Annotated in this window: 22 protein-coding genes and 1 pseudogene; 16 read left to right on the top strand and 7 right to left on the bottom strand. The window is 66.3% G+C overall.

Translation table 11 applies throughout. The features are described 5' to 3' along the window. Positions 1-48: 48 nt before the first annotated feature. Positions 49-1089 (top strand): FUSC family protein, encoded by a 1041-nt coding sequence (locus tag E3O65_RS10000; protein WP_134363592.1) that lies wholly within the window; start codon positions 49-51, stop codon positions 1087-1089. A 340-nt stretch (positions 1090-1429) separates the two neighbouring features. On the opposite strand, the gene E3O65_RS09995 is transcribed toward E3O65_RS10000, so the two are convergent. Then, positions 1430-1993 carry a YceI family protein gene (locus E3O65_RS09995; RefSeq protein ID WP_134363591.1) on the bottom strand — a complete coding sequence of 188 codons (564 nt, stop codon included), beginning with the start codon at positions 1991-1993 and terminating at the stop codon, positions 1430-1432. Between the two features lie 208 nt (positions 1994-2201). On the opposite strand from E3O65_RS09995, the gene E3O65_RS09990 reads away from it, so the two are divergent. The 8 genes and pseudogenes from E3O65_RS09990 to E3O65_RS17605 form a co-directional block, all read left to right on the top strand. Further along, positions 2202-2870, top strand: coding sequence for a hypothetical protein (locus E3O65_RS09990; RefSeq protein WP_134363590.1), 669 nt, complete (start codon positions 2202-2204; stop codon positions 2868-2870). A gap of 73 nt (positions 2871-2943) precedes the next feature. Continuing rightward, positions 2944-3729, top strand: a complete 786-nt coding sequence (locus E3O65_RS09985; RefSeq protein ID WP_241985603.1) for an oxygenase MpaB family protein — start codon at positions 2944-2946, stop codon at positions 3727-3729. A 25-nt stretch (positions 3730-3754) separates the two neighbouring features. Then, a complete protein-coding gene (locus tag E3O65_RS09980; RefSeq protein ID WP_134363589.1) occupies positions 3755-4258 on the top strand; it encodes an Lrp/AsnC family transcriptional regulator in 504 nt (167 codons plus the stop codon). Positions 4259-4368: 110 nt separating this feature from the next. Beyond that, positions 4369-5523, top strand: a complete 1155-nt coding sequence (gene pdhA, locus E3O65_RS09975) for a pyruvate dehydrogenase (acetyl-transferring) E1 component subunit alpha (protein WP_134363588.1) — start codon at positions 4369-4371, stop codon at positions 5521-5523. Next, positions 5520-6533, top strand: coding sequence for an alpha-ketoacid dehydrogenase subunit beta (locus E3O65_RS09970; RefSeq protein ID WP_134363587.1), 1014 nt, complete (start codon positions 5520-5522; stop codon positions 6531-6533). The genes pdhA and E3O65_RS09970 overlap by 4 nt, the downstream gene beginning before the upstream one ends. Continuing rightward, entirely contained in the window at positions 6533-7936 is a 1404-nt protein-coding gene (locus E3O65_RS09965) for a dihydrolipoamide acetyltransferase family protein (RefSeq protein ID WP_134363586.1), read from the top strand. The genes E3O65_RS09970 and E3O65_RS09965 overlap by 1 nt, the downstream gene beginning before the upstream one ends. Positions 7937-8011: 75 nt before the next feature. Continuing rightward, a complete protein-coding gene (locus E3O65_RS09960) occupies positions 8012-8419 on the top strand; it encodes a hypothetical protein (RefSeq protein WP_134363585.1) in 408 nt (135 codons plus the stop codon). A gap of 4 nt (positions 8420-8423) precedes the next feature. Next, positions 8424-8792, top strand: a pseudogene (locus E3O65_RS17605) (hypothetical protein); the annotation flags it as partial. A 175-nt stretch (positions 8793-8967) separates the two neighbouring features. Here E3O65_RS17605 and E3O65_RS09955 read toward each other — a convergent pair. Together E3O65_RS09955 and E3O65_RS09950 are read right to left on the bottom strand one after the other, a co-directional pair. Next, complete coding sequence (locus E3O65_RS09955; protein ID WP_134363584.1) at positions 8968-9459, bottom strand: FBP domain-containing protein; 492 nt, start codon at positions 9457-9459, stop codon at positions 8968-8970. Positions 9460-9524: 65 nt separating this feature from the next. Continuing rightward, complete coding sequence (locus E3O65_RS09950) at positions 9525-10106, bottom strand: TetR/AcrR family transcriptional regulator (protein WP_134363583.1); 582 nt, start codon at positions 10104-10106, stop codon at positions 9525-9527. 116 nt (positions 10107-10222) lie between these two features. Here E3O65_RS09950 and E3O65_RS09945 point away from each other — a divergent pair, with 116 nt between their 5' ends. The 3 genes from E3O65_RS09945 to E3O65_RS09935 all read left to right on the top strand — a co-directional run bounded on the left by E3O65_RS09945 (position 10223) and on the right by E3O65_RS09935 (position 12397). Next, on the top strand, positions 10223-10876 hold the full coding sequence (locus E3O65_RS09945) for an IMPACT family protein (protein WP_134363582.1): 654 nt from the start codon (positions 10223-10225) through the stop codon (positions 10874-10876). Positions 10877-10997: 121 nt separating this feature from the next. After that, positions 10998-12038, top strand: a complete 1041-nt coding sequence (locus E3O65_RS09940; protein WP_134363581.1) for a hypothetical protein — start codon at positions 10998-11000, stop codon at positions 12036-12038. After that, entirely contained in the window at positions 12035-12397 is a 363-nt protein-coding gene (locus E3O65_RS09935) for a GntR family transcriptional regulator (protein WP_134363580.1), read from the top strand. The genes E3O65_RS09940 and E3O65_RS09935 overlap by 4 nt, the downstream gene beginning before the upstream one ends. Positions 12398-12420: 23 nt before the next feature. On the opposite strand, the gene E3O65_RS09930 is transcribed toward E3O65_RS09935, so the two are convergent. Further along, positions 12421-12915 carry a MarR family winged helix-turn-helix transcriptional regulator gene (locus E3O65_RS09930; RefSeq protein WP_134363579.1) on the bottom strand — a complete coding sequence of 165 codons (495 nt, stop codon included), beginning with the start codon at positions 12913-12915 and terminating at the stop codon, positions 12421-12423. Positions 12916-12959: 44 nt separating this feature from the next. On the opposite strand from E3O65_RS09930, the gene E3O65_RS09925 reads away from it, so the two are divergent. Continuing rightward, positions 12960-13859: an EamA family transporter gene (locus E3O65_RS09925; protein WP_134363578.1), complete on the top strand. Its 900-nt coding sequence runs from the start codon at positions 12960-12962 to the stop codon at positions 13857-13859. A 52-nt stretch (positions 13860-13911) separates the two neighbouring features. After that, positions 13912-14493, top strand: coding sequence for a hypothetical protein (locus E3O65_RS09920; RefSeq protein ID WP_134363577.1), 582 nt, complete (start codon positions 13912-13914; stop codon positions 14491-14493). A gap of 227 nt (positions 14494-14720) precedes the next feature. Here the strand turns inward: E3O65_RS09920 and E3O65_RS09915 are convergent, their stop codons facing one another. Beyond that, positions 14721-15782: a hypothetical protein gene (locus E3O65_RS09915; RefSeq protein WP_134363576.1), complete on the bottom strand. Its 1062-nt coding sequence runs from the start codon at positions 15780-15782 to the stop codon at positions 14721-14723. A gap of 4 nt (positions 15783-15786) precedes the next feature. Next, entirely contained in the window at positions 15787-16146 is a 360-nt protein-coding gene (locus tag E3O65_RS09910; RefSeq protein ID WP_134363575.1) for a hypothetical protein, read from the bottom strand. A gap of 819 nt (positions 16147-16965) precedes the next feature. On the opposite strand from E3O65_RS09910, the gene E3O65_RS09905 reads away from it, so the two are divergent. Both E3O65_RS09905 and E3O65_RS09900 read left to right on the top strand, forming a co-directional pair. Further along, positions 16966-17352, top strand: coding sequence for a PadR family transcriptional regulator (locus E3O65_RS09905; RefSeq protein ID WP_134363574.1), 387 nt, complete (start codon positions 16966-16968; stop codon positions 17350-17352). Beyond that, positions 17349-18068 carry a hypothetical protein gene (locus E3O65_RS09900; RefSeq protein ID WP_134363573.1) on the top strand — a complete coding sequence of 240 codons (720 nt, stop codon included), beginning with the start codon at positions 17349-17351 and terminating at the stop codon, positions 18066-18068. The genes E3O65_RS09905 and E3O65_RS09900 overlap by 4 nt, the downstream gene beginning before the upstream one ends. Before the next feature lie 57 nt (positions 18069-18125). Here the strand turns inward: E3O65_RS09900 and E3O65_RS09895 are convergent. After that, positions 18126-18772: HNH endonuclease signature motif containing protein (locus E3O65_RS09895; RefSeq protein WP_134363572.1), on the bottom strand; the 647-nt coding region annotated here is incomplete at its 5' end.

The following is an 18772-nucleotide window of genomic DNA, read 5'->3' as shown; positions in this document are numbered from 1 at the left end:
GGTCTCTACCAGCATCAGCACCAGTCCCCGTTCGGCTACCCTGAACACGTGAGAATCAACACCCGGCTGCGATCGACGAACCGGATTCCACTGCTCCAGGCTGCGAAGACATCCGCCGCAGTCGCGCTCGGCTGGATCTCCTCGCAGCTGCTGCTGGACACGGAACAGTTGCCTGTATTCGCCGCGATCGCTGCCCTGCTGGTGGTGCAGCCGAACATCAACCAGACCCTTGGCCGCGCGGTCGAGCGCAGCCTGGGGGTCATCGGCGGGGTGATCATCGCCTACGGCGTCGGTGTCGCCTTCGGCCAGTCGAGCTGGGTCGTGCTGCTGGCGATCGTATTCTGCATCATGTTGGCCTGGGCGCTTCGCCTGGCACCGAGCTCGGCCAGCCAGATCCCGATCAGCGCCATGCTCCTGCTCACGATCGGCACGGCCACGGCCGAGTACGCTCGGGATCGCATCGTCGAAACCATCATCGGAGCGGCGGCAGCCCTCCTCGTCAATGCCCTTATCGTGCCGCCGGTGCTGCTCGCGCCGGCTCACGAGGCCGTCGTGCGGCTGGCCTACGAGGTTGCGGATACCCTCGACCGCATCGTCGACGCCCTGCGGTTTCCGCAGAAAACCAGCCAGATCGAAGAGATGATGATCAAGGTACGCCTGTTGCGTCCCATGCTCGCCAAGGCGGATCAGGCGATCAAGCAAGCCGAGGAGAGCCTCACGCTCAACCCCCGGCATGCGGTCAACCGGCGCCTGCTCGATATCGATGAGGAGCTCTTCGGGCGACTGACCTCGCTCGTGGCACGCACAATCGGCATGACCAGGTCATTGCGTGATCATTACGACCACTCGCTGCACCTCGAGCCCACGGTCCTGGCGATTACGGTGGAACTGAGCCGGGCCGCCCACGACCTGCGTCTGCTCACCGAACAGGTCGATCACCCCGGCGCCCAGCCGATCAGCCTGCCTGCGGAACCACCGACACTGACCGCCCCCCTGATCATTGCGACGCCGCATCCGCAGCACTGGATCCTGATCGGTTCACTGATGGAGGACCTGCGCCGGGTGCGCGAAGAGATCACGGGCGCGTAGTCGGGCCAGCGGCGCCTCGGCAAGACTTCTGGGGTTCAGAAAATGCCCCGTCGGACCGACAACGAGAGCGCAGTTCCGAGCTCGGATGCCTGCGCCCGGCCCGCCAGAAGAGGTCTCTCACGAACGAGCACGGGCCAGGGACGTGGACGAGCGGAGCGGCTGCCCCAGCCGCCTTCAGGATGCATGTGCTCGGCTCCGGGTTGCTGCCGGAATGTCGCGGCTTCCGCCCGGAGGTCGCGGACTACCGGAATAGAACAAAACGAGGGGTCCCACACCTGCGGAACCCCTCGCCGTGTGCGTGCTTTTGTGATGCTCGCGCGCAGACCTCCGCGCGGAACGACTACGCCTGGTTGAGCGCGGCCTGCAGTTCGATGGTGATGGTGACCTTGTCCCCGAGGAGCATTCCGCCGGTCTCAAGGGCCGCGTTGTAGGTGAGACCGAAGTCGGCGCGGGTGACCTCAGCCGTCGCCGTGGCGCCGGCCTTGTAGTTGCCGTACGGGTCGGTGCCGAAGCCACCGAACTCGAAGTCGAAGGTGGCGGGCTTGGTGACGCCCTTGATGGTGAGGTTGCCGTCGACGAGGAACTCGCCCTTGACCTGGCGCACGCCGGTGGACACGAAGTCGATGGTCGGGTACGTCTCGGCGTCGAAGAATTCACCGGTGCGCAGGTGTCCGTCGCGGTCAGCCTGGTTCGTGTTGATCGAGACGACCTGTGCGGAGGCCGTTACAGAGGAGTCGAGCGGGTTCTCGCCGGTGACGAAGGTCGCGTCAAACTTCTCGAACGTGCCTTTGACCTTGCTGATCATGATGTGACGAATGCTGAAACCGACCTCGCTGTGGGTCGGGTCGATGGTCCAGGTTCCGGCCTTGTAGCCGGGGATGGTCACTGCGGTGGTCTCAGTCATGGGTTCTCCTCAATTCGCGGAACGGTGAATTCTCGTCCTCGTTTTCATGCAAGCGCATAGGATCCGTCTTTATTCCGGAGCGGAAAAATCATTTGTGAACGGCATCCCGCCCTCAGCCGTCGAATTCCCTTGACGCCCCGTGAGGCCGCGCGTAGCGTTTGCCCCGCAGAGCGCGGCTTCAGCGGGCGCGCAGTGAACGGAGGCCGAGATGCGTTCCCAGTTCCTGAATACTCTGGGCGTACTCGCACTACTGACCGGATGCACAGCCTCACCGACTCCCACCGCAGGCCCGGCGGCTCCGGCAACCGAGCGCATTGTGGTGCGCCCTGTCACCGAGGACGGACTGCCCGCCGCGGGCTTCACAGCGACCGACGACATGACCGTGACCTTGGAGTGCGGGAGCACTGCACTCAACGCGCGGCCCTCCCCCGTCGCCGTCGATGACAACATCCTGAACTGCTCGCCGTCAAGCGCGTTCGGCGTGGCCTGCTGGCAGGACCCGGATCCCGGTTTCGCAGTCTGCTTCCGCGATCCCTGGGGATTGGAGGTGGTGCGCCTGCCGAGCACAGGAAGCTTTCCCGCATCCGTCGCCTTTGCAGAGGCCCGGCCCCTCGGCCTGCTGCTCAGCGACGGCGAGCGCTGTTTGATCCGCAGCGGCGGGGTCTGGAACGTCCTGGACCAGCATCCCGATTGGTACGGCACCTATGCGTGCACGGGCAACCGTGCACTCTGGGCCGAGAGTGACGACGGGATCGATCGAACCACTCCGCGCTGGACGGTGAATCTCGCACCCCTATCGGGAACCGAGCCGCTGCACATCCGCGACGTGGTCGCGGCCTACTACGTGGGCACGGCGGAGGGCCGACCGAATTCCTGATCTCAGACGGCAGCCGTCCCACCGGATTCCCCGGTGGCGGAGATACACTCGGGGCTTAACCGGGGAGGGCCCCATGCAGATGCGCGACATGGCCGGCGAGGCCGTGCTGATCGCCGCTGGTGGCCGCGCCATCCTGCTGCAGATCGCCGACCCGGCGATCTGCCACGGAGTGGCGCACCACAGCGATTTCGCCTCCCGCCCCCTGGATCGGCTGCGCGGCACCCTGACCTACGTGTACGCAGTGGTGTTCGGCACGCCCGAGGAGGCCACACAGGCGCGACGCCAGGTCGATCACGCCCACGGCCCGGTTTCGGGCCCGGCCACGGCGCAGAGGCCGGCCTACAGCGCCTTCACCCCTGAGCTACAGCTCTGGGTGGCCGCGACCCTCTACGACTCCGCGCTCAGGATGCGGGACCTGGTCTACGGCCCACTGGACGACGCCGCAGCCGACGCGCTATACCGGGAGTACGGCGTGCTGGGAACGGCCTTGCAGATGCCGCCGGAGCTGTGGCCGCGCGACCGTGGCGCATTCGCCGTCTACTGGGATCGCCGGCTCGGACAGCTTCAGACGGATGCTGCCACGCGCGCCGTGGCCCGGCAGCTGCTGCACCCGCGCACCGGGCCGCTCTGGCTGCGCCTGATGATGCCGCTCGGCCGGTTCGTCACCATCGGTCTTCTGCCGCCGTCTGTGCGGTCTCTGTTCGGCCTGCCCTGGTCAGCACGCTCGCAGCGCCGCTTCGACGGGCTGATCCGGGTGACCGCCGCTGTGTACCCCCGACTGCCGCGACGGCTGCGCCACTGGCCCAAGACCCACTGCCTGCGCGCCATGCGGCAGTCGCGTGAGCTGGCAGTAGTCTGAGGTTTTCCACAGTCTGAGGATTTCAATGACGCAGCACTCGGTCCCCGCCACCCCGGCCACGCCCGACGGTCTCGACCCGATCGACCGGCGGATCGTTGCCGAACTCAGCCGCGACGGCCGCCTTTCGATGAGGCAGCTGGCCACGCTCGTGCACATTTCCCGAACGACCGCGCACAGTCGCGTGCAGAATCTCGTTCGGCAGGGTGTGGTCACCGGGTTCGGCGCGCAGATCGATCGCCGGGCACTCGGGCTGCGGGTCTCCGCCCTCGTAATCGTGAAGATCGGCGACGTGTCCTGGGCCGAAATGGCCCGGCGCCTGAGCGAACTTCCCTTCGTCGAGAAGGCACAGGCCGTGAGCGGCGACATCGACATCATCCTCACCGTCAGCGCTCCCGACCACGAGCAGCTCAGCCAGGCCATCCTGCGCGACATCCACAGCATGCCCGGTGTGATCTCCACCCGGTCTCACCTCATCCTCGAGGAGATCACCGGCCTCCCCCCGGCCCGGGCGGCGGACAACTGGCACTGACCGGCTGCTTTTCGCGGACGATCGGCCCGGCGGGACGCCGCTTCTGACCAAACGTTCGCATCCGTCGCCGGGACGTCGCCGAGGTTGCAGAGATGCCCCACCATTGCGACATGAGCCTCAATGTCGAGAGCCTGGTCGAGAGCACCCTCACCGCGCCGCGCCCACTCCGTCTGATCGATGACACCGGCCGCGCCGCGCCGCCCGACGAGGCCGGCGGGTTGGCACTGCCGGACCCGGCCACACTACTCAGCCTCTACCGACGCATGGTCGTCGCCCGCCGGTTCGATGTGCAGGTCACGGCTCTGACCCGCCAGGGGCGCTTGGCGACATACCCGTCGGCCCTCGGCCAGGAAGCCTGCGAGATCGCCGCGGTCGCCGCCCTCGGCACCGAGGACTGGCTCTTTCCCACCTACCGAGACAGCATCGCCCTACTCACGCGCGGCGTTCCGCCCGAGCAGATCCTGGCCTCGTTCCGCGGGGACTGGCACAGCGGCTACGACCAGAACGCCCACCGGATCGCGGCGCAGGCGACCCCGCTGGCGACGCAGGCGCTGCACGCCGTGGGTCTGGCGACCGCGTCCAAGCTCAAGCGCGACAGCACTGTGGCACTGACCCTGCTCGGAGACGGAGCGACCAGCGAGGGCGACGCCCACGAGGCGTTCAACTTCGCCGCCGTCTGGCAGGCTCCAGTGGTCTTCCTGGTGCAGAACAACCAGTTCGCGATCAGCGTGCCACTGGACAAGCAGATGCGCTGCCGCACCATCGCCGACAAGGCCATCGGCTACGGCATGCCCGGCTACTTCGTGGACGGCAACGACGTCGCGGCCATGTACGCGGTGACGTCGGCGGCGGTGGAGAACGCCCGCGGCGGCCACGGCCCGACCCTGATCGAGGGTCTAACCTACCGGATGGAGGCACACACCAACTCCGACGACCCCAGCCGTTACCGCGATGCCGGCGACCTGGAGGTCTGGCGACGCCGCGACCCGATCACCCGCCTGGACACCTACCTCGGCGCAGTCGGGGCGTTGAGCGACGCGGAACGCGCGGACATCCGTGCCGAGGCCGAAGATCTGGCCGCAGACACCCGGGAATGCATGACGCGGTCCGCTCCGGTGGATCCGCTCGAACTATTCGACCACGTCTACGCGACCCCGCACCCCGCTCTGGTGGAGCAGCGCGCCTTCCTGGAGGCCGAGCTCGCCGAGCACGCCGCAGCAGCTTCCTCCACGTCCGGCACCGCCGAAGCAGGAGGAACCCGATGACTCCCCACGAGACGACCGTGGCGCCCGTTCGCGCGCCGGTTATCCTGACCATGGCGGCGGCGCTCAACGCGGCGATTCAGGACGCGATGCGCGACGACCCCACGGTCGTTCTGTTCGGCGAGGATGTCGGCCCGCTCGGCGGCGTCTTCCGGGTGACCGACGGGCTGTACGCCGAATTTGGGGAGAGCCGGGTGAGCGACTCGCCGCTGGCCGAGTCCGGGATCGTGGGCACCGCGATCGGCATGGCCATGTACGGCCTGCGTCCGGTAGTGGAGATGCAGTTCGACGCCTTCAGCTACCCGGCCTTCGAGCAGATCGTGTCGCACGTTGCCAAGATGCGAAACCGCACCCGTGGGCGCGTTCAGCTTCCGCTCGTGATCCGCATCCCCTACGCCGGCGACATCGGCGGGGTGGAACACCACTCGGATTCCTCTGAGGCCTACTGGACGGCCACGCCCGGCCTCACGGTGGTCTCACCGTCGAACCCGGCGGATGCCTATTCGATGCTCCGCGAGGCAATCAGTAGTGACGACCCGGTCATCTTCCTCGAGCCCAAAAGCCGGTATTGGGTAAAGGCGGAACTCAGCCTGCCCGTGCACACCCCGCCGATGAACACCGCGGTCGTGCTGAGGGAGGGAACCGACGTCACGTTGATCGCCTACGGCCCGACCGTGAAAACGGCGCTCGCCACGGCGGAACTCGCCATGGCCGAGGGCCTCTCCATCGAGGTGATCGACCTGCGAAGCCTCTCTCCGTTTGACGACGAGACCGTGGGCGCGTCCGTGCGGAAGACCTCCCGTGCCGCCGTGCTGCACGAGGCGGCGCAGTTCGGTGGCTACGGGGCCGAGGTGGCCGCCCGGCTCACCGAGCGCAATTTCTTTCACCTGGCCGCGCCGATCCTCCGGATCACGGGCTTCGACATCCCCTATCCCTCCCCCAAGCTTGAGGAGTACTTCCTGCCCTCCCCCGACCGCATCCTGGCCGCCCTCGGAATGTGGGAGTGGAACTGATGGGACAGCACTTCATTTTGCCCGACCTCGGCGAAGGACTCACCGAGGCCGAAATCGTCTCCTGGCTGGTTGCCGTGGGGGACACCATCGCCATCGACCAGCCCGTGGTGGAGGTGGAGTCGGCCAAGTCGATCGTGGAGCTGCCGTCTCCGTACGGCGGCGTGGTCGTGGCTCTCAATGGAGTCGCAGGCCAGGTCGTGCACGCCGGCCAGGTGCTCCTGACGGTGGCCGATGGCGCGGACGCTACGGCGGCCGCTGAGGCTTCGGATGCGGCCCCGCCCGTGGCAGTGCCTGTCGCAGTGCCCGTCGCAGTGCCCGCAGGTGGGTCGGCATCCGGTGCCGTGCTGATCGGCTATGGCACGACCGAGAACACGCGTCCGGTGCGGCGCCCGGCGACGGCGCGCTTCGGCGTGCGGCCCGGCTCAGCGGCTCCGATCGACCCGCCCATCGTCGCACCGGTCGCCACGGCGGCGGCTCCCTCCGCTCTAACCGACCCGGCCGTCCGCTCCCCCGTGGTTTCGCCGCTCGTACGGCGTCTGGCCCGCGAGAATGGCCTTGACGCGACCCTGCTTATCGGTACCGGCAGCAACGCGCTCGTGCTGCGCCGTGACGTCGAGTCGGTGATCCGTGAACGCGCGGCGGCGTCGGCCGTGTCCGCGGCAACCACGCCCGCACCGGCGGCCCCGTCTGTCGAGACCTGGGCCGCGCCCACCGTCGACATCCGCATCCCGATCACCGGACTGCGCAAGGTGGTCTCGGAGCGAATGTCCACCTCGCGGCGCGAGATCCCCGAGGCAACCGTCTGGCTCGATGTGGACGCGACCGAGCTCTTCGCCGCGCGGGACCGCCTCTTCCATGCCACGGGTGAGCGGTTCAGCGTGACCGCGCTGATCGCCCGTTTCACGGTGGCCGGGCTGCGCAAGTTCCCACTCCTGAACTCCTCGGTGGACACGGCGAGCCAGGAAATCCTCCAGCGCGGGGCCATCAACCTCGGGTTGGCCGCCCAGACTCCGCGTGGGTTGATGGTGCCTGTGGTGCATGACGCCCACGCGATGACCACCCGCGAATTGCGGGATTCGATCGCGGGCATTGTGATCCAGGCCGCGGATGGCTCGTTCCCGCCGGCCCTACTCACGGGCGGCACGTTCACTCTGAACAACTTCGGCGCGTTGGGAGTCGACGGGTCGGCTGCCATCATCAATCACCCGGAGGCCGCCATACTGGGCATCGGCCGGATGATTGAGCGCCCCTGGGTGGTCGACCACGCCCTCGCGGTGCGCACAGTCGTGGAGCTGTCCCTGGTCTTCGATCATCGGGTCTGCGACGGCGGCACGGCCGCGGGATTCCTCACCTATGTCGCGCGCTGCATCGAGTCCCCGGTGAGTATGCTTGCCGACCTCTGACTCGGCCGTGCCGACGTGGGCTCGAGGTTGCGAGTGGGCTAGCGTTTTGACCATGAGACGACAGCCGATCACGTCATGAACGAACCCACGAGGCGCAGCAGTAGAACCGGCTACACTCCCGTCGACCCGGACAAGTTCGTTCGCATCGGGCGGCCAACCGACGCATCGCTGCGCAGGGCCGCAGGTGTGAGCATCGTGCTGGCATTCGGTGCCGGAGCCATTGGCGGGGCCTGCCTTGTGGCCTGGTTGGCCCCGGACGCGACGATCCTCTACCTGATTGCTGCGGTTATCGGAGCGACACTGGCTACCGTGTGGAGTGTTCGCGGAACAGTGCGGTCCGGCCGGCGCCGCCGGGAGGATTTCGTACGGTGCGGCGGTGACCCGACCGGAATGACCGACATGATGTTCGGCACCATGCGCGGGCGGCGAACCGCTGAGGGCGAGTGGGAGGTCCCCGAGCAGGGCTCCGGCGACTACGTCTAACCTCATGGGCGGCGCGCGCCGAGCAGTGGTTCGACATGCTCAGTGTGAGGCACTAGGGCATCTAGTGTCCCAAACGGGCTCGCCGCATCGAATGCCATTCCAGTCACAGCGCCCTGTCGACAGAGAACCATCCCTGCATAGTCCACGCCGACTTCTACACAATCTCTCGCGAAGCTGGCCAATTACGCTTCCTCTTCGTCGGTGCCGACGGGGACCGAGCGATCTCGACTTGGTGCCGGTCGGGTTCGTCCACGTCATTCCGGCTCCTGACGGCGATCACCTGGAGCAACTCTCCGTCGTTCCTGCAGCGACGCGCCGCGGACATGGGCGCTCTCTCCTGGACGCAGCCAGGAACGAGTCGAGGCGCCGTGGATGCACGCGCCTCACCCGCCCGACCAATGCGGACGTTCCGTGGAACGTTACCTCCACGCCAGCTGTGGGTTCGTCGAGTGCGCTTCCGACACCGCCTTCCTTCGAGGTCTGGCGGCCATCGAACTGCAGCAGGGACTGGCGCACGCACATCGAGTTCACGCGTCCTGCGAGCTGGGCTAGGTTCCGTCACGAACGCTACGGGCTAAGTTCGAAACGCGCACTCCCAGCGCCTCGATGCGTCGCTGGCGCGCTGCCTGCACGTCGAAGCCGACGTAGGCGACCGGGGGAAGCTTGCGAACGTTGGCCGAACATTCGAATCCGGCGCAGGCAAGGGTGCCGACCGTGTCACCGTTGCGTCCTGCCTGACCGGCACGCTTGATGCTGAAGAACACCACCTCGTTCGGGAGGTGCACGTCCTCGCACCATGAGCACTGGGGCCGGGTCCTGGTCTTCCCGTCGGCCTGACGAAGCAGCATCCCGACCGGGCCCTCCGGGAGGTCGACTATGACATAGCCGATTCCAGGGATCTTGGGATCCCGCCAACCGAGGTAGTCGAGGGTGTCCCACGGCAGGGTGTCGAAGTCCCGGGGAAGGGTGAGAGCCTTGCGTTCCCTGAGCGAAGCGTTGATGAACGATGACCGGATGTCGATGGCGGAGAGCTGGAGCATGAAGTGCCATTCCCTTGCGTGTCTGTGGCGCTGAACTGCGGGGTGCGAGTGGTGGTCCGGTGCGTTCAGCGGTCCCGACCGGCCGTCGGCCAGTTGCTCAAGACCATGTCGAGGGCGTCCAGGGAACGCGACCACGATGCATCCGCTGCTCGTGGGGTGTTCAGGAAGGCGCCGGTGCCTTCCAGACTCACGTATCCGTGGAAAACGCTGTGCAGCAGGCGCACGGCGTCGGTCTGGTCGGGTTCCTCGAGCGCATAGCCCCGAAGGATTGCCCGGGTCATCGCCGCGTGCCGCCCCGCCGCGCTGGCGGCAGCAACCTCAGGCTCGAGTTGCAGCCGGGTTGCGGCGTAGCGTCCCGGATGCTCTCCCGCGTATGCCCGGTAGGCGTTGGCGAATGCGACCAGCGCGTCCTTGCCTGCGCGTCCTGCCAAGGCGGCGGCCACGCGCTCGGCGAGTTCGGCCAAGGCCAGCACGGCCACCCTCGCCCGGAGGTCGTGCACATTCTTGATGTGGGAGTAGAGGCTCGCGTCCCTGACGCCGAAGCTGCGTGCGACAGCAGATACGGTCACGCCTTCGAAACCGATCTCGTCGGCCAGGTCAGCCGCGGCGACGGTCACGCGTTGCGTTGTCAGTCCCATCCGTGCCATTTCGGCCACCTTTCCTTCCTGCCTAGTATGTCATTGGTTTAGCCTAATGTTATTAGGTATCGTCGGAATGGCCCGGCAGGTGCAGCGGCCTCGGCGAATGCGCGAGAGACTGGGGCATGCCCGATCTCACTCTGCACGGCGGCGTCGGCAGCCGTCATGACGCCGAGATCGAAGTGAAACGCTCACGATTCCTCTGTCGACTGGTTAGAACCGAGACCGAGGACGCCGCGCGTGCTGCGATCGAGGCCGCACGCAAGGAGCATTGGAGCGCCCGCCACCATTGCTCGGCTTTCGTGCTCGGCCCAAGCGACGCCCCCGACCAGGTGCGTCGCTCGAACGATGACGGTGAACCGTCAGGAACCGCGGGTCGCCCCATGCTCGAGGCGCTGTCCGGGCGCAGTTTCGTCGACTGCGTGGCCGTCGTCACCCGCTACTTCGGTGGCACTCTCCTCGGCGCCGGCGGCCTCGTGCGCGCCTACTCGGAAGCCGTCCTGACCACGATCGACGAGGCCCAATATCTCGGGCTGGTCGTGGAGCGCGAACGACGTGAGCTGTTCACGCTCGCACTGTCCCATGCAGATGCCGGTCGCGTCGAAGCCGAGTTGCGTCAGCGCGGAGTGATCGTCCTGAGTACCGACTACGGGCAGGACGCGGTGCTCCACATTGCCGATGACAACACCGAACGACTCGCCGCCATCGTGGCGCACGTCACGGCCGGAAGCGCGGAACTGCAGGCTCTCGGTCACGAATGGGTCGACGTCTACCGATAACCCGGTTTGTCCGCGAGGCCGAGTGAGCGTCAACTTGCACTGTCTCGATAGAACAAGATTGTGCTAGCTTTGCAGCACAAGCTCGCGGCTCTCGCGAGTGGTTCGATCATTTGGGGCCCAGGTGAACTCACTCTTTCTCTTCGCGCACGCCGTTCAAGATCTACTGCCTCTAGAGGTGGCCATCACCTTCGGCCTGAGCCTGTTCATACTGTCGTGGGTTCGTCCACGGCGGATCGTGGCGCTCCCGCAGACCGGTCGACGCACAGCGACTCTCGTCTGGGCGGGAGTGGCGGGTTCACTGCTGGTGGTTGTCGTGGCGACGGCGGTCAGCGCGATTGCCGTATCAACGAATGACATGTCCGGGTTTGACGGTTGGTGGCGTCGCCCGGCGCCGCTATTCGCGGCGACGTTGGTGGTGGCGGCCGCAGCCCTGGCGCTTCGACGGATACCCCTTCCTGCGCTGGGTGAGCGGTCGATTGTTCCGCGCCGCCCCTGGTGTGCATTCGCGTCTCGAACGCTGCTCTGGATTCTCGGAATCCTGGCCGCGCTGCTCGCACTGACCTCGGTGTGGCAGATTGCGATTGCAACGACCGCGCCCAAGGACGGGCCATTCTTTGGAAACGTTCCCGACTATTCCAGCCTGCCGATCTACATGGCCTTCAATAGTGGCTACGGGTATCTGTCCGGTGCAGGGTGGCCGAACCATCTCGCCACACTCGTGGCGCTCGCCCTGGCCGCCGCCGTCTTTTTCGCCGTTCTGCGCACCGACGCCAATCGACCCCTTTTCACCCGCTCATCCTCCCCCAGCGTGCGCTCGGAACGAGAGCTGACCGCTCGGTTGGTGACGTTCATCCTTCTCGGTGGACTCATCACCACCCTCGGCGCCGTATGGATGTACACCGGCTCCTCCGGGCAAGCGCTGGTCGGGTTGGACGAGCAATGGGTCTCCGACGATCAGGCGTACCCGCGCATTCTCGTAGCGGGTGGCTACGACGCCATCGCCCGCCCGATGAACCTAGTGGGGTATGCCCTCCAGGGTGGCGGGGTCGCGTTCCTGCTTCGGCTTTCGGTCGACACCGCCCGCGCCGCGCTGGCAACACGTCGATCACGGTCCGCACCAGCAGCCGAGTACGAGACATCCACTACCGGACCCCGCCGATGACGGCGACCACACCGAGCACTGCGGACGAAATCGATGCCCTGTTCCGCGGGGCGATCCGGTCCGGACAACTCGGAGACGGCGAACGTTTGCCGACCGTGCGACAAACCGCTCGAGATTTCGGTGTCGCCCAGGCCACAGCGGCCAAGGCCTACAAGGCTCTCGAACGCGACGGACTCATCGTCACTCGCACCGCAGCGGGTACCCGCGTCGCCCCCGGAGCATCCCGTGCACCACAGGCGGTCGTCGAGCAGGCTCGCGCTCTCGCGGATGCAAGCGAAGGCGCACTCATCTCACTGGAAGACACCGTCGCGATCCTCCGCGCCGTCTGGCGACCTGAGGCGACGCATCCGCCCAGCTGACTCACACGACAGCCCGCACCGGACTATTTCAGGGGTCTGGCCGCGTCGTTGATTCTCTGAAGAAGCGCCGCGAGGAGTGTCTTCTCCTCCACGGTGAGGCTCGCCGTGATTGCGCGTTCCGTCTCGAGGTGGGGTAGCAGGGCGGTCTCGATGAGTTTCCTCCCTGCAGCGGTGAGTGCGACGAGTGTTCCGCGGCCGTCGTCCGGATTTGCCTGCCGACTGACCAACCCTCGGGCTTCCAACTTGTTCAGCCGCTGGGCCACGGCACTCGTGGAGATCATGGCGTCGCGTGCGAGTTCCACCGGGGAGATTCGATAGGGGGCACCACTACGCAGCAGCGTGGCGAGCACGTCGAAGGATGAGGCATCCAGACCGTACCGCGCGAAGGTGTTCGCGAGGCGGGCGTCCACGGCGAGGGCCGCACGCGACAACCGCCCGATGATGGCCATGGGTGAGACGTCGAGGTCAGGCTTCTCGGCCTTCCACTGCTCCAGGATTCGATCTACGTGGTCTGCCATCCCTCCAGACTAGCAATTGCTAAGTCCTTAGGTATTATGGCTAAGTGCTTAGCAATCGAACAGCCCTTTTGGCAACCACGGCCCTGGCTCCAACCCTCTGGGGCACCACCTACCTGACGACCACGCTTTTCCTCCCGGAGGATCGGCCCTTGCTCTCGGCCACGCTGCGCGCGCTTCCCGCGGGGGTCCTGCTCCTCGCGCTGTGCCCACGATTGCCGCGCGGCGCCTGGTGGTGGAAGTCCTGGGTTCTCGGCGTTCTCAACATCGGGGCGTTCTTCGCCCTGCTCTTCGTTGCGGCGTACAGGCTCCCCGGCGGCGTTGCCGCCATCGTCGGCGGCCTGCAGCCGCTCCTGGTCGCACTCCTCGCCAGTCGCGTTCTGCACGAACGACTGACCGGGCGGATGCTGGCAGCCGGCGTCGCTGGATTGCTCGGCGTCTGCTTGATCGTGCTGCAAGCCGAGGCGCGTCTGGACGCCCTTGGCGTTCTTGCCGCCGTCGCCGGCACCCTCTCCATGGCCTCCGGGATTGTGCTGACCAAGAAGTGGGGGCAGCCCGCGCCGCCACTGGCCACAACCGCATGGCAGCTCATCACCGGCGGGGTCACCCTCCTACCCGTGATGCTCCTGATCGAGGGACTCCCGGCCACACCGCTGACCACGACGAACCTCATCGGGTACGCCTATCTCTCGCTCGCGGGCACCGCATTCGCCTACTTCGTCTGGTTCCGCGGAATTTCACGCCTTCCCGCGAGCACCACGGCATTCCTCGGCTTACTCAGCCCGGTCGTGGCCATCCTCCTGGGCTGGACGATCGCGGGAGAGCACTTCAGGCCCGTACAGATAATCGGAATCGTCGTTGTCCTGGGTTCGATCTCCGCCGTCATCGTCTCCGCAACCACCAACCCTGCTGTCACCGGGCTAGGGTCGCTTGCGGGGGCTCCATGAGCAGGTGAATGGCAGGGACATCCTGAAAGCACCCCTCGAGGAAGGGCGACCCGTGATTCTTGCCATCATTGTCGGCTGCGAGATCGGTTTCTGGGTACTGATCCTGCTGGGCCTCTGCGCACGGTACGTGGTGCGGCTCAGGAGGACGGGCCTGGTGCTGCTGGCGATGACGCCGGTAGTGGATGTCGTTCTTCTCACGGCGACCGCGGCGGACCTGATGGCAGGGGCCACAGCGACGGTTTTCCATGGCATAGCCGCGATCTATCTGGGATTCTCCATCGCCTATGGGCACAAAATGATCTCCTGGGCAGACTCACGATTCGCCTATCGCTTCGCCGACGGGCCGGCGCCGGTGAAACGGTACGCCAGGGCGTACACGGCCGAGTGCTGGAAAGACGTGGCACGCACCGCACTCGCCGTGCTCATTGCTGCCGGAACCCTCTGGACGTTGACCCTCGTGGTGGACGACCTCGAGAAGACTCAGGCGCTGACCGATCTGTACAGGATTCTTGCCGTGATCGTCGGCGCCGAGGTTTTGTGGGCCATCGGGTACTTTGTCTGGCCGAGGAGTCAGCCTGCCCGGGCTCAGCCGAGCGACCTGCGCTCAGGCCCCGTGTCCGGCCCGACGACCTGATGCCGGCCCCGGGGAGTCCTGCTTCTCGCCCGGGACAGAATTCAGGTCGGACAGCCCTCCTCCGATGAGGGCCGCGCCGATCACCAGCCCGGCCACTTCCACACCGCCAGCACCACGAGCGATGCCCCCACGAGAACGCGCGCCACCGCGACCAGGGGCGAAGCTTCCACTGATCGCTCGACAAGATCCGAAATCGCGGCAAACAGGCCGGCGTTGCCGGCGCGACCTCAGCGGTCGGAGTCGCTCCTTGGCGGGGTCACCCTGACGAGGATCGTTCCGGCCTCGTCTCCGATGGCGAGCACGAAAGTGGTGTCGGTAACCCAGACGGCGGCCTTGGTGCCGCAGGAGAACGGCAACCCCGTCGGCTGTCCAGCCTGCAGGATGGCCAGCCCCCCGTCCGCTGACCGCGAGCAGTCGCCCTTGTCGGCCATGACGTCCCGAGCCTTCGACGAACCGCGCACCAGCGTCCAGGCCAGGTCAGTGGTCTCAGCGGCGGTCGAGCTGCCCACGAGCACCTCCCCGGCGGGACTCACGGCCAACACCGGCACCCGGTTCGAGTGTGTGCCCAGGGACGTGGGAGTTCCGTCGACACTGATCGTGAAAGCCTCCCGGTCCGTGCTGATGTAGACAGTGCCGGTGGAATCGGCGTCGATTGCGACGGCCGTTGCGGCTAGACCGGACTCTGCACCCAGCACCGTGGTTTGCCGCCCGGACGCATCGATGGCTCGAATGGCGAACGGCTTCGGTTGGTCACTGCCGGATAGATCACCGAAGACTCCGGGCACGGTCCCGCCCAGAAAGTCGACGAAGACGATTCGTCCGTCGACCTCGGCGACGACGTCGCCGATCGACGTTGCATCGACCTCGACTCGGGTCCAGGTGCCGGCTTGGGTGTCGAACCGGAAGATCCCCGTGCCGCTGCCGACGGCATCCACTCGATCGGTGCGGGAGACGACGAGGTTGGTGGGTGAGACAGCCGAGATACCGTGCACCGTGCTGAAGCCCTCGTCGTTGAAGCGGCTCCGGGTGTCACCGTTCCGATCCAGGTGCAGCCAGGACCCGGCGGACTCGGTCCAGAATCCGCCCGCGGTATCAGCGGTGATGTTCGCCATGGAATAGGTGACATCGATTCGGTCGTCGACTCCGCCATCCAGTGCATCGTCGTCCAGTGCATTGTCGAACTCGATCGGCGCTACGAGCCAGGAGTCGGGCGAGATCACGGAACACGCGCTGAGGGACACCAGCAGCGCGACGGACCCCCACACCAACATCCATCGTCTGTGCGTCATGCTTTCACGCCCACACCGGCCACACCACGAAGCCGGCGGAGAACAGCACAACGAGGCTGGCGACGAGGCCCGCAACTGCCAGGAGCAGGCTCACGCCGCTCATAATTGCTGCCCGCTGAGCACTCGGCACCAGGTAGGAGGTGACCAGCGCGCCACACAGCAAGAACACCAGAACGCCCGTTGCCACCAGGGCGGGAATCTGCCTGGCATCCGCTCCCGGGCAGGCTGTGACGTTGGAGATGGCGCACACCGTCGACTTGAATCTGAAAAGCCAGACCAGGACGAGCGCCAGCACAACAATCCCAGTATCCAGCGCCGACCACTGTGAGGCCGTGCGCTGCGTCGTGCCCGATGCATCCCCCATGGCTTGATAGTGACCGCCGGCCGGGGGATTGTCCAGCGACCTTGAGATTCGCCGCGATATCGAGATGACCCGCTGGACCGCGCTGAGGTCGCACAACGCGGCGTGAAGGTTGCGGTCGACTCCATGAACGAGCATTCCCTGGTACGTCGGATCGCCCTTGGCCGCGACGGAGCGGATGACGTCACGTTGCTTCTGAACTCGCTTGCGAACGAGCTCAAGGACATCGTTGGTCGTGCCCTCCCACCCGTAGGCATGGAGGAATCTCGCCAGGCGAGGTCTTCGGCGTACGTGGTCGGGCCGTCCATGTCCCAGTCCACAAATCCGACCAGGCCGGCTTTGTTCCACACCGCGTTGCAGGGCGCCGCATCGTTGTCGCGGACGATCAGACCGGGAGCCCACGCCTGACCCTCGCGCCAGACAGGGTCCGCGGGCGGGACGAAGTCAGCCACCGCGGCGTGATAGCGCCTCAGCCAGTCGCCCACATCGAGGAGCGCCTCGTCGCTGTGCGTCCACCGTGGCCACGGGCGATCGTTGCCGACCGTTGAACCCGCGAGAAAGCTCACGACATCGCGTCCCTGGCAGTCGGTCCCGAGCGGCCTCGGCACCCCGAGACACTCCTGGTGAAACAAATGCCGCAAGAGGGCGCTGACCGCCGGCGTCCACGGACCGGGAACCCGGCGCACAGTTCCGTTGACCAGATGCGCACCGCCGACGAATCCGCCATGCAGTTTTCCACTCACGTTGCCCAGCATCCCATGACGACGGTGTCAATGAATTCGCGGAGTTGACACTCTAACTACATAGAGACACAATCTAGTCATGACGCCCAGCACGCAGGACTCCCCCGAATCGTCAGGCGGCGACTGGCCGAGTGACTGGCTCCGGGCGACGCTCGGCCTGTTCGCATTGCGCGCACTGGAGGCAGGCCCGTCCTACGGCTACGCGATCATCGGGGAATTCGAACGCCACGGTCTCGGCACGGTTAAAGGCGGCACGCTTTATCCGCTTCTGACCCGATATGAGGCCGCCGGCCTGGTTGCCACGGAATGGCGTCCGGGCGATGCCGGACCTGGCAGAAAATACTTCGCGCTGACCGAACACGGCCTCGACGAACTCCAACGGCTCCGCACCGAATGGGCGCGCTTCGCTGAAGTGAGCAACAGCTATCTGGGAACCACACAGCCCGGCAAGGAGATAAATCCATGATCGCCACCGTCTCGGACAAGAAATGGTTCGATGAGTTCATTGTGGAGCTACGCCTGCGCGATGTCCTTGGACATGCGATCGGCGACGCGGTGGCGAGTGCCCGGGAACTACTCGCCGACACCGGCCAAAGCGCGGAGGAAGCCTTCGGGCCTGCCCGCACCTACGCCGCTTCCCTCGAACTTCCGCGAGACTCCGGACCCGGGTGGGCAACGCGGGGCCTGTGGCCTACCCTGCTCGGAGTACTCGCCTTCCTGCTGTTCGTGCACGTGTTCGTCGCGTGGGCACAGGATGACCGTTTTCTGGTCTCCCCGGCCCGGCTCGCGCTGCTCGTGGCGCCGGCGGCTCTGGTCGCCTTCTTGCCGCTCTACCTCCAGGCAGCGATGCGGCGCCCCTGGCTGCTCGGCCTGCTCCTCCTCATCGGCGCAGTCCTGGGGTTCCTGTCGTCCGCCGTTGCACCGGCATTGCCCGGTGAGGCCTGGCTCAGCCTCGACCCCGTCCCGTGGCTGCTCGGCAGCACCACCTCAATGGTGCTCCTGTCCCTCTGGAACACCGTGCAAACGCTTCGACGCGGCAATGTCGACGACATCACGACTCCCCTCCCGGACCAGCTCCCGCACCGCTATCGGGCTCGACGAGCGTTCCTAATGCTGACCAACTGGTTCTTCCCCCTCTTCTCCGCGATCATCCTCGGCCTGTTTCTCCTGCTCCAGCGATGAAGGCGTTGTCCCCCGCATCTGACTTCGCCGGATCTGCCATTCCGCGCAGCGCCCGGGTTAGAACGGTGCGGGTTCGGGCGTTTCGTCAGACTCGGGCTCCGGCGTTGGTTCCGCTGATGGCGCCTCCGGTTTCACGGCGGGCGATGCCGAACGGATGACCGTGGCCGGCTCGCTCACGAAGGCGAGCCCCGTCGGCGACGTCCACTCGAGCAGCCCGTCGCCGAGATGCAACACGCGCCACCCGGTCTCGCTCTTGAGCGCATGACACGCCGGACACAGATGCGCGAGGTTGTCGTGCGCGGTCACACCGTCGAACTGCCAATCCAGGGAGTGGTCGAGATCGCAGTGCGCGGCCGACTTGTTGCAGCCCGGGAACCGGCACGTTTTGTCGCGCACCCGCAGGAACCGTTTCAGATCTTTCGGAACCGTGTACCGGTCCCGGCCCACCGACAGCACCGCGCCCGTCTCCGGGTGCACCAGAATCCGGGTGAAGCTCGGCGCCCCGGCCGCGATCTGCCGGGCCGTGTCCGGGCCGATCGGCCCATACCCCTTCAGGAAACCCGGCTCCTCACTCAACCCCATCAACGTCAGCACCGTCAGCACCGGCACGGTCACGTTCACCGCACCCCGGATGCCCTGACCGATTCCGGACGGTGTGACGCCATCGAGGATGATGTCAGCGAAGACGTCCGCCCTCAACTGCG

The organism is Cryobacterium breve, from assembly GCF_004402375.1.
GTDB classification, from domain to species: domain Bacteria; phylum Actinomycetota; class Actinomycetes; order Actinomycetales; family Microbacteriaceae; genus Cryobacterium; species Cryobacterium breve.
This window is presented reverse-complemented; position numbering and strand designations above follow the sequence as displayed.

Coding starts and splice junctions, on each gene's coding strand:
- E3O65_RS09995 (WP_134363591.1), bottom strand. CDS start 1,993: ATGACTGAGACCACCGCAGTGACCATCCCCGGCTACAAGGCCGGAACC.
- E3O65_RS09990 (WP_134363590.1), top strand. CDS start 2,202: ATGCGTTCCCAGTTCCTGAATACTCTGGGCGTACTCGCACTACTGACC.
- E3O65_RS09985 (WP_241985603.1), top strand. CDS start 2,944: ATGCAGATGCGCGACATGGCCGGCGAGGCCGTGCTGATCGCCGCTGGT.
- E3O65_RS09980 (WP_134363589.1), top strand. CDS start 3,755: ATGACGCAGCACTCGGTCCCCGCCACCCCGGCCACGCCCGACGGTCTC.
- pdhA (WP_134363588.1), top strand. CDS start 4,369: ATGAGCCTCAATGTCGAGAGCCTGGTCGAGAGCACCCTCACCGCGCCG.
- E3O65_RS09970 (WP_134363587.1), top strand. CDS start 5,520: ATGACTCCCCACGAGACGACCGTGGCGCCCGTTCGCGCGCCGGTTATC.
- E3O65_RS09965 (WP_134363586.1), top strand. CDS start 6,533: ATGGGACAGCACTTCATTTTGCCCGACCTCGGCGAAGGACTCACCGAG.
- E3O65_RS09960 (WP_134363585.1), top strand. CDS start 8,012: ATGAACGAACCCACGAGGCGCAGCAGTAGAACCGGCTACACTCCCGTC.
- E3O65_RS09955 (WP_134363584.1), bottom strand. CDS start 9,459: ATGCTCCAGCTCTCCGCCATCGACATCCGGTCATCGTTCATCAACGCT.
- E3O65_RS09950 (WP_134363583.1), bottom strand. CDS start 10,106: ATGGCACGGATGGGACTGACAACGCAACGCGTGACCGTCGCCGCGGCT.
- E3O65_RS09945 (WP_134363582.1), top strand. CDS start 10,223: ATGCCCGATCTCACTCTGCACGGCGGCGTCGGCAGCCGTCATGACGCC.
- E3O65_RS09935 (WP_134363580.1), top strand. CDS start 12,035: ATGACGGCGACCACACCGAGCACTGCGGACGAAATCGATGCCCTGTTC.
- E3O65_RS09930 (WP_134363579.1), bottom strand. CDS start 12,915: ATGGCAGACCACGTAGATCGAATCCTGGAGCAGTGGAAGGCCGAGAAG.
- E3O65_RS09915 (WP_134363576.1), bottom strand. CDS start 15,782: ATGACGCACAGACGATGGATGTTGGTGTGGGGGTCCGTCGCGCTGCTG.
- E3O65_RS09910 (WP_134363575.1), bottom strand. CDS start 16,146: ATGGGGGATGCATCGGGCACGACGCAGCGCACGGCCTCACAGTGGTCG.
- E3O65_RS09905 (WP_134363574.1), top strand. CDS start 16,966: ATGACGCCCAGCACGCAGGACTCCCCCGAATCGTCAGGCGGCGACTGG.
- E3O65_RS09900 (WP_134363573.1), top strand. CDS start 17,349: ATGATCGCCACCGTCTCGGACAAGAAATGGTTCGATGAGTTCATTGTG.